This window comes from Sphingomonas sp. IC-56 (genome assembly GCF_021043375.1).
Taxonomy (GTDB): Bacteria; Pseudomonadota; Alphaproteobacteria; order Sphingomonadales; family Sphingomonadaceae; genus Sphingomonas.
Map to the genome: position 1 here is coordinate 387,567 of NZ_JAJNDV010000001.1, position 8,288 is coordinate 395,854.

Genomic DNA, 8,288 nt, shown 5'->3' on the forward strand with positions numbered 1-8,288 from the left:
CACGACATCGCCGACCCATTCCGACGACGTTGCCGGGGCGAGCATCGCCATCGGCGCCCCGCTTGCCGGCTGGCTTTCGGGGCTGGAGGAAGTGTCCGACCCCGTCTTTGCGCAGCGCATGCTGGGCGACGGCGTGGCGATCGACCCCACCGGCGATTGCCTGTACGCGCCGTGCGACGGCGAAGTGACCGTGCTCCAACCGAGCGGCCACGCGATCACGATCCTCGCGGGCGAAGGCGCCGAGATCCTGATGCATATCGGGCTGGATACCGTGGCGATGAATGGCCAGGGCTTTGGTCCCTGCGTCCAGGTGGGCGACCGCGTGCGCAAGGGCGACCCGCTGATCCGCTTCGACCTGGACGCGGTGGTGTGCGGCGCGCCTTCCGCCGTGACGCCGGTCGTGCTGCTCGAAACGCCCGGCTACACGCTGGCGCGCACCCGTGACGACGGCCTGGTCGTGCCGGGCGAGGCGATCTTCACCCTTGAACCGCGCGCCGTCGCGGAAACGGCACGCGAGCCGAGTACCGGCGAGACCGTGGAGCGCAGCGTGGTCGTGCCGCTGGTCCACGGCATCCACGCCCGCCCCGCCGCCCGCATCCGCGACGCAGTCACCTGCTACCGCGCGGAAGTCAGCATCGCCAAGGCTAGCCAGACCGCCAGCGTGCGCAGCCCGGTAGGGTTGCTGGCGCTCGGCATCCGCTTCGGCGATGAGATCACGCTCTCGGCGCAGGGAGAACAGGCCGAGGACGCGGTCGCCACGCTGGCCGCGCTGATCGAAAGCGGCATGGGCGAAAAGGGGCATGCGCCCGCCCCCGTCACGACGCTCACCGCAAAGCAGGCGCTCACCGCGCTTCCCACCGACGGCAAGCTGCCCGGCGTCACCGCCGCGCCTGGCCTGTCGGTCGGCCATGCCCGCCGCTTCAAGCTCGCCGAGATCGAGGTCGATCCCGCCGCCACCAGCGTGGAGGAGGAACAGGCGCGCCTCGACGCTGCACGCTCCACCCTCGCGGCGCGCCTGGAGCGTGAAGTGCAGCACGCCCATGGTCCGCAGCGCGCGATCGTGGAGGCGCACCGCGCGATGCTCGACGATGCGGGCCTGCTCGGCGCGGCGGCAGCGGCGATCCGGGGCGGGGCGAGTGCCGGCCATGGCTGGCGCGAAGCGATCCGCCCGCAGGCAGAGGCATTGCGAGCCTCGGGTGACGCACGCCTGGCCGAGCGCGCTGACGATCTGCTCGACCTGGAGCGTCGCATTCTGTTGATCCTGGCAGGCCGCGAAGAGGCGCCGCTTGCCCTGCCACCGCAGACGATCCTCCTTGCCCAAGACCTGCTTCCCTCGCAGTTGATGGCGCTGGATCCAGCCAATGTCGTCGGCATCTGCGTCGAGCGCGGCGGCCCGACCTCGCACGTCGCAATCCTCGCCGCGAGCATGGGCCTACCCACGCTGGTGGCGCTCGGCCCAGTGCTCGGCCAGATCGAGGAAGGCACCGCGCTCATTCTCGATGCCGGCGCTGCCCAGCTGCATGTCGCGCCCGATGCCAAGGCGCTGGACGCGGCGCAGCAAACCGTGGCCGAGCGTGCGGCGCGCCGCGCGGCGGCCCAAGCCGCAGCCGACAAGACCTGCCACATGGCCGATGGCACGCGGATCGAAGTCTTCGCCAATCTCGGTTCGCGCGCCGATGCCGAGCTCGCGGTCGCCAACGGCGCCGAAGGTTCGGGCCTGCTGCGCACCGAGTTCCTGTTCCTCGATCGCGACACCGCGCCCAGCGTCGACGAACAGGCGGCCGATTACCAGGCGATTGCCGATGTGCTCGCAGGGCGGCCGCTGATCGTCCGGCTGCTCGACATCGGCGGCGACAAGCCTGCGCCCTATCTGCCGATCCCGACCGAGGAAAACCCGGCGCTGGGCCTTCGCGGCATCCGCGTCGGCTTCGCCCATCCGCAACTGCTCGAAGACCAGATCCGCGCGATCCTGAAGGTCCAGCCGATCGGGCAATGCCGCATCATGGTGCCGATGGTCGCGTGCGTGGACGAACTGCGTCGGGTGCGCACAGTGCTCGACCGCCTCCGTGCCGAAATGGGCATCACCGACATCGTGGAACTAGGCGTCATGGTGGAGACGCCCGCAGCGGCGGTGACCGCCGACTTGCTGGCAGCAGAGGCCGATTTCCTGTCGATCGGCACCAACGACCTCACCCAATATGCCCTGGCCATGGATCGCGGCAACGCGGCGGTGGCCGGCGCCATAGACGGGCTGCATCCCGCCGTTCTGCGGATGATCGGTGAAACCGCGCGCGGCGCCAACCGTCATGGCCGCTGGACCGGCGTGTGCGGCGGGCTTGCTTCCGATCCGCTGGCCGTACCGATCCTGATCGGGCTGGGCGTAACCGAGCTTTCCGCCACCCCGGCCATCGTGCCGGAGATCAAGGCACTGGTGTCCAGCCTGACCTTCGAGGACACACGCGCGCTTGCCGTTGCCGCGCTTGCCTGCGCCACCGCCGCCGATGTCCGTAAGCTCGCCCGGGAGTTCACTGCATGAAGTCGATCCTGGAACTGCTTCAGCCGCTCGGCCGTGCGCTGATGCTGCCGATCGCGGTGCTGCCTGTCGCCGGCCTGTTGCTGCGCCTGGGCCAGCCCGACCTGCTCGACATCGCTTTCTTGAGCGCCGCGGGCGACGCGCTTTTCTCGCATCTGGGCCTGTTGTTCGCGATCGGCGTCGCCACCGGCTATGCCAAAGACGGCAATGGCGCGGCGCCGCTCGCCGGCATCGTATGCTTCCTGGTCGCGACCGAGTCCGCCAAGGTGCTGATGAGCGTGCCCGCCGATATCGGCGGGGGTCTCACTGGCCCCGCCCTCGACGTGACCGTCGCCGCCTGGAAGGCCAAGGCCATCTCCCGTCTGGACGTGCCGATCGGCATCCTCTCCGGGCTTGTCGGCGGCACCTTCTACAATCGCTTCTCGACCATCAAGCTCCCGGAATATCTCGCCTTTTTCGGCGGACGGCGCTTCGTCCCGATCGTGAGCGGCGTGGCGGGCCTTGCGCTTGCGCTCCTGGTCGGCCTCGGCTTCTCGCATCTGAGCGCGGGCATCGATGGCATGGGCCATGGCATTGCGCGCGCGGGCGGCTTCGGACTGTTCCTGTTCGGACTGCTCAACCGGCTGCTGCTCGTCACCGGTCTCCACCACATCCTCAACAACGTGTTCTGGTTCGTGCAGGGCGACTTCAACGGCGCGAACGGCGATCTGCGCCGCTTCTTCGCGGGCGACCCCGAAGCAGGCGCGTTCATGGCCGGCTTCTTTCCCGTGATGATGTTCGGCCTGCCCGCTGCGTGCCTGGCGATGTACCGCGCGGCACTGCCCGATCGGCGCAAGGCGGTCGGCGGCCTGCTGTTCAGCCTGGCGCTCACCTCGATGCTCACTGGCGTCACTGAGCCGATTGAGTTCAGCTTCATGTTCCTCGCGCCCGCGCTCTATGCCGTGCATGCGGTGCTGACCGGCGCGGCGTTGGTGCTGATGGACCTGCTGGGCGTGAAGCTCGGCTTCGGCTTCTCGGCCGGCCTGTTCGACTATGTGCTGAACTTCGGCAAGGCGACGCGTCCGCTGCTGCTGCTCCCCGTCGGCGCGGTGTATTTCGCGCTCTACTACGGCATCTTCAGCTTCGTGATCCGCCGCTTCAATCTGCAAACGCCCGGCCGTGAGCCCGAGGCCGCACCGGTCGCCACGGCGGCCACTGCCGGCGAGCGCGGCGCGGCCTTTGCCCGTGCGCTGGGCGGCGCGGCGAACCTGACGAGCGTCAACGCCTGCACCACCCGGTTGCGGCTGATGGTCGCCGATCAGGCACAGGTCGATGAAGCCGCGTTGAAGGCACTTGGCGCGCGCGGGATCATCAAGCCCTCGGCCCACGCGCTGCAAGTGGTGCTCGGCCCCATCGCCGACTCCGTGGCGGTCGAGATCCGCGACGCGCTGGCGCTGGGTGGCGGGCAGCTGGCAGCGGCACCGGCCCCGCCTTCGCCATCGGGCGCAGTGCTCACCCCTGCCGCGCTGGCGGCACTGGGCGGGGCGGACAATGTCTGCGGCGTAACCGTCCACGGTTCGCGGGTGCGGGTGGAGCTGAATGAGGTCGGCAACGCCCAGGACAGCGCACTCGCAGCGCTCGGCGTACGCTCGGTCGCGCGCCCAGGCGAAGGACTGGTCCACTTGCTGCTCGCCCCAGGCGCAGCCGAAACGCTGCTGGCGCGCTAACGGCAGGACCCAGGTAATCACCAGTTCCCCGGCGAAGGCCGGGGCTCAGCTTCGGCGTCCCTTCGGTGGCGTTCGACGCTTCCTCGAGCGGCTTGCAGCTGGGCCCCGGCCTTCGCCGGGGAACCACTTCAACCCCCAAGCTCTACGGCTCGATCGAAACTGCCCCTAGTAACCCCGAGCGCGCCCCCACCGACGCATCCACCAGCAGCACGACCGTGCGCACCCCCTGCCCCGCCGCCAGCGCCGCCTTCAATGGCCCCGGCGCCGCGTCGCGCTTGGTCGCCAGCTTGCGCCCGTCGACCCAAAGCTCCGCGCGCCCGCCAACCACCTCGAACGCGATCGTACCGCCCTGCGCGGCCACCCGCTTCCACGGCCTGACGCGGGTGCGATAGACCCGCCAGCCCGGCTGCGCATCGGCGGGCGTCGCGGTGCCGCTTTTCACGAAGTCCCAGCTGTTATTGTCGCCATCAGCAGGCGCAAGCGACGCCGCGGGCTGCTCGGCAAAGCGCGCCGAGCGCCGCCAATCGGTCACCGCCTGCAATTGCGGCACCACCGCCACCTGCGTACGCGGCGCGATGTCCGCCCGGGCGATCGTCAGCGCCGCCGACTTCAGGCCCTGCGCCGTAGCCCGCACGGTGATGCTGCCGCGACCCGTGCCTGCGCGCACGATCAGCTGCGCCAGACCGTTGAACAACGAGCGCGAGCCCGCGCCGGGCTCGACCTGCTCGGGCTCATGGCTGTTGGGATCGCCATTGCCGACGCCCAGGATCGTCGCCCCGCTCACGGTGAAGCGCGTCATCAGATTGGCCGTCGGCACGTGCCGCCCCTGCGCGTCGACGGCGCTGATCGTGATCGGCTGCGCGTCTTCATCGTCGCCCGCCATCGCGGTGCGCGCCGCAGTCAGCCGCAGCGCCACCGGCTTGCCCGCGGTTTCATGCACCGCCCGCCCGACCACCTTGCCGCCGCGCATCGCCACCGCTTCGATCCGGCCGGGGGCATAGGGCACGCTCCACTCGTTGCCCATGATGCGCTCAACCTTCTGCACACCCAGTTCGCGCCCGTTCAGCCGCAGCGCGACGATTTCGGCATTGCTGCTGACGAAGACCTTGATCGGCTGGCCTTCACGCCCCGGCCAGGTCCAGTGCGGTGCGATCGCCACGACGGGCGCGTCGTCCACCCAATGCGCGCGGTGAATGTCGAACGCGGTCTTGGGGAAGCCGCACAGGTCGAGGACGCCGAAGAAGCTGGCGATCGTCGGCCAGGCGTGCGGCGTCGGTTCGCCATGATAGTCGAACCCGGTCCACACGAATCCGCCGGCGACGAACGGTCGCTCCACGATGTTCTTCCAGGTGTCGCGATGCGTCGCGCCCCAGCTCGTCGCCTCGGTATCGTAAGACGTGATGACATGCCCCGCCGCGTTGGTCTCGAACGCGCCGCGCGTCTGATAGGCGCTGGTGTCTTCCGAACTGGTGATCGGCTTGGTCGGGTTCAGCTTGTGGAACTTGTCGTAATCGGCCTGATAATAGTTGAACCCCATCACATCGAGTTCGCTCGACACATTGATGGGGTTGTAGAACGATCCATTCATCGCGCCGGTAACCGGGCGGCTGCCGTCCAGCCGGTGCACGGTGGCGGCCATGCGGCGCACCATTTCAACGCCCGCTTGCGTGCCCTGCATCGGTTCTTCGTTGAACACCGACCACAGGATCACGCTCGGCCGATTGCGATCGCGCCGCACCAGCCATTCCAGCTGCGCCATATAGTCGGGCGCCGGATTGAACAGCCGGTTCTCGTTCATCACGAGAAAGCCCATGCGGTCACACCAGTCGAGCAGCTCGGCAGTGGGCGCATTGTGCGACATGCGGATCGCGTTGCAGCCCATCGCCTTCAGCCGCTCCAGCCGCCAGCGGATCAGCGCGTCGGGCAGCGCCACGCCGACGCCGGCATGGTCCTGGTGCAGGCAAACGCCCTTGAGCTTGACGTGCCGGTCATTGACGAACAGCCCCTGGTCGGCATCGAAGCGGATGGTGCGGAAGCCGATTGCGACCCGGCGCTCGTCGACGCTCCTTCCGTCCACCAGCACCCGCGTCTGCACGGTATAGAGCGTCGGCCGCTCCACCGACCACAGCTGCGGTGTGCCGCCGTCGAGGTCGAGCACCGCGTCGGCCCGCCCAAGCACCGGCACCGCGACATCGGCCCGCCCGCTCGCCACTTCGCGGCCATCGGGATCCAGCAGCGTCGCTTCCACCGTCACCGTCGCCGCAGCACGCGAGACATTGCCCAGTGTCGCGGTCACCGGCACGTGCCAGCGCCCCTCGCGCAGCCGCGGGTCGCAATGCACCCCGTCGCTGACGATCGCCACCGGCGCCCGGCGCACCAGCCAGACATGACGGTACAGTCCCGCGCCTTCGTACCACCAGCCCTCCTTGGCATCGGCGTCGACGCGGATGGCGATTTCGTTCACTTCCTCGCCAAAGCGCGCAAACGGCGTCAGGTCGACATGGACGCTGTTATAGCCCGACCAGTTATGCGCGACGGTGCTGCCGTTGACCCAGATCGTCGCGTTGGTGGCGATGCCATCGAAGTGCAGCTCCAGCGTCTTGCCGCGATCCGCCGGATCAAGCCGCAGCGCGCGCCGGTACCAGCCGATCCCGCGCGGGCGGTATCCCTGCGACACATTGGCCGTCTCCACGAAAGGCTGCGCCGCCGCCCAGTCATGCGGCAGCCGCACCTGCGCCCAGTCGCTGTCGTCATACCCCATCGCCGCCGCGCCCAGCGCATTGCCGGCCTTGACGCTCAGATAGGTCTCGTGATGCCCCTGCGGCGCGGGCGTCGGCACTTCGCCTTCGTGAAAGCGCCAGCCCAGTTCCAGCAGCGTCCGCGACGGATCGAGATCGGGCAGGCGCGGCGCCAGTTCCCGCAGCGGGGCGGGCATCGGAAAGCCGTCGCCGTCGCGCGGCGCAGCGGCGGCCTCGCCCACCGGCACCGCCAGCAACGCCCCAACGCCCGCGCTACTGCGAAGGACTTGACGACGATCCATGGCGAAAACTCCGGCTATAGCCGCGCGTACATGCGCGGCCTGGTACGAGATACAGAGGGTATGGAGCGGTTAGATGTCGCTCAGTTCCGCCACGAAATCATAGGCATCGCCGCGATAATAAGAGCGGGTGACCTCGGCCGGCCGGCCATCGCGCAGAAAGGCGCGGCGCTCGATCAACAGCCCGGCATGGCCCGGATCGACACCCAGCATGCGGGCATGCTCGCCCCCAAACGGCACCGCGCGCAGCCGCTGGAGCGCCCGCACCGGGCGATTGCCCACCTGTTCCAGCGCGCCATACAGCGAGTCCTCGACCGCATCGACCGATGGCAGGCAGTAGCTTGGGATGGTGGTGAATTCGAGCGCCATGGGCTCTTCATCGGCATAGCGGATGCGGGCGAAGCGCAGCACCGGCGCGCCGGGCGACAGGCCCAGCATCATCGCTTCTTCCGGGTTTACCTGCCCCGGCGCGCGCGAGATCCAGCTGCTGCTCGCCTTGCGGCCGCGCGCCGCCATGTCTTCGGTAAAGGAGGAAAGTTTGGAAAAGCTCTTCTCGACACGTCCTGCCACAAAGGTACCCGCCCCTCGCCGGCGCGTCAGCAACCCTTCCTCGACCAGCCCGCCAATCGCCTTGCGCACGGTGATGCGCGACACGTCATATTCGATGGCCAGGTCACGCTCCGGCGGGATCGCGTCGCCCTGGTTCAGTACCTTGGAATCGATCCCCTCACGAATGAGTTGCTGTAGCTGAAGGTAAAGCGGGGATGGATTATCTTCGCGAAACCGCCCGACCTGATCCGAAAACGTCATCAACACTCCCCCTGCGCCGCCCCTTGCGCGGTTCTTCTTTGGCGAGGCTATCGCAACGGCGTCCGCCCGACAACGGGGATATGCGTGGATACACATTGGTATCCCATCGATCCTGCAAGTCGCCTGCGGAAAATGTAACGATCTGTCGTTGCCACGCCAGCGGGTGAACGATGCTATTGTGCCTCAGGACTTATATTGGTTA

The 8,288-nt window shown here is 68.5% G+C and carries 4 protein-coding genes; 2 read left to right on the forward strand and 2 right to left on the reverse strand.

Going from position 1 to position 8,288, the window contains the following annotated elements; translation table 11 throughout:
• Window positions 1–43: 43 nt before the first annotated feature.
• The gene (ptsP, locus tag LQ953_RS02035) at window positions 44–2,536 is read left to right on the forward strand and encodes a phosphoenolpyruvate--protein phosphotransferase (RefSeq protein WP_443026535.1); all 2,493 of its coding nucleotides are present in this window, start codon (window positions 44–46) and stop codon (window positions 2,534–2,536) included.
• The gene (gene nagE, locus LQ953_RS02040; protein ID WP_231028773.1) at window positions 2,533–4,239 is read left to right on the forward strand and encodes an N-acetylglucosamine-specific PTS transporter subunit IIBC; all 1,707 of its coding nucleotides are present in this window, start codon (window positions 2,533–2,535) and stop codon (window positions 4,237–4,239) included. Before ptsP ends, nagE begins: the two co-directional genes overlap by 4 nt.
• A gap of 142 nt (window positions 4,240–4,381) precedes the next feature.
• Here nagE and galA read toward each other — a convergent pair whose 3' ends face one another.
• Both galA and LQ953_RS02050 read right to left on the reverse strand, forming a co-directional pair.
• Window positions 4,382–7,279, reverse strand: coding sequence for a beta-galactosidase GalA (galA, locus tag LQ953_RS02045; RefSeq protein WP_231028774.1), 2,898 nt, complete (start codon window positions 7,277–7,279; stop codon window positions 4,382–4,384).
• A 69-nt stretch (window positions 7,280–7,348) separates the two neighbouring features.
• Window positions 7,349–8,086 carry a GntR family transcriptional regulator gene (locus LQ953_RS02050; protein WP_231028776.1) on the reverse strand — a complete coding sequence of 246 codons (738 nt, stop codon included), beginning with the start codon at window positions 8,084–8,086 and terminating at the stop codon, window positions 7,349–7,351.
• Between the last annotated feature and the right edge of the window lie 202 nt (window positions 8,087–8,288).